Origin of the sequence: Sphingobacterium sp. T2 (assembly GCF_000814685.1) — a bacterium.
GTDB classification, from domain to species: Bacteria; Bacteroidota; Bacteroidia; order Sphingobacteriales; family Sphingobacteriaceae; genus Sphingobacterium; species Sphingobacterium thermophilum.
Genome location: NZ_JXAC01000304.1, coordinates 1 through 1,013 on the forward strand (window position 1 = coordinate 1; position 1,013 = coordinate 1,013).

The following is a 1,013-nucleotide window of genomic DNA, read 5'->3' on the forward strand; positions in this document are numbered from 1 at the left end:
ATAGGGCAGGCCGCGAAAGGAGAGGTCATTACCTTACTAAACCGAGCAAACAGCTTATGGTGGCTGATCCGAACAGTTAATGGTATAGAAGGATATTGTTATGCCGAATATCTTGAACCGATAAAATAAGAAAGGGCTTTTATAAGCCCTTTCTTATTTTGTTAATGTCTTAGGCTTAGCTGCTCCGTTATGACAGGTCTCGCAAGAAATATTTTTTAACACTCCATCGTGTTCTTTGTTGAAGTATTTCTTATTGATTTTCTGGGTCATTTTTATCATTTCGCGAGCTACATTTTTCTTAGGATTGGCATCGCTGGCAAAGTCCATTCCTTTTTCGCCATTGGATTTTGGAGCGTGACAATAATTACATTTTACCCCGAGGGCTGCATTGAATCCGCGCATGACCTTGGTTAGCTCTTCATTCGAAATATTTTTTGGTAAAACCTTTAGATTTTTAGGTTTTTCGTTTTGTGGCTGTCCCGGTTGGGTAAATGCTGAAACAGCAATTATCATGCATAATATTCCTGCAAGGAATAAGGTTTTCTTCTGTTTTTTCATTGTTCTTTTATAATAAAAACTAATATTACGAAAGATTTTGGGAACGTCATAAAAATGTCATGAAATATTTTACACTTGTGGATTGTAAGTGTATTTTTGCGTCCATAGTGTTTAATAAATTTATGAAGATACTTGTTAGTTTTCTGCTTTTGCTAAGTTATTTGGGGTTGCAAGCTCAAACTGCAGTATATGACAGGACGAGTTACAATTTTTTGATACATCAGCCCTCAATAGACACTTCTAATGGGAAATTGCCTTTGATAGTCTTTCTTCACGGAAGAAGTCTTAGAGGAAGTAATAACCTAGAAAGAGTAAAAAGATATGGTGTTTTTCGTGCCTTAGAGCGCGGTTTACAGCTTCCTAATGCTATTGTTATAGCCCCTCAGTCGCACAGAAAGTGGGAGCCTGATCGCGTCATGGGAACTTGGGTAGATTATGTCATCCAACATTATAAT

At 37.2% G+C, this 1,013-nt stretch carries 2 protein-coding genes and 1 pseudogene; 2 read left to right on the top strand and 1 reads right to left on the bottom strand.

Going from position 1 to position 1,013, the window contains the following annotated elements; genetic code table 11:
• Entirely contained in the window at positions 1-129 is a 129-nt protein-coding gene (locus SD31_RS14385) for an SH3 domain-containing protein (RefSeq protein ID WP_082021990.1), read from the top strand.
• A gap of 24 nt (positions 130-153) precedes the next feature.
• Here SD31_RS14385 and SD31_RS14390 read toward each other — a convergent pair whose 3' ends face one another.
• On the bottom strand, positions 154-558 hold the full coding sequence (locus SD31_RS14390; RefSeq protein ID WP_039054627.1) for a c-type cytochrome: 405 nt from the start codon (positions 556-558) through the stop codon (positions 154-156).
• Between the two features lie 257 nt (positions 559-815).
• On the opposite strand from SD31_RS14390, the pseudogene SD31_RS19640 reads away from it, so the two are divergent.
• A pseudogene (locus tag SD31_RS19640) lies at positions 816-1,013 on the top strand (phospholipase); the annotation flags it as partial.

Excerpts from the sequence above, each read along its gene's own strand:
- SD31_RS14390 (WP_039054627.1), bottom strand. The coding sequence starts at position 558 with ATGAAAAAACAGAAGAAAACCTTATTCCTTGCAGGAATATTATGCATG.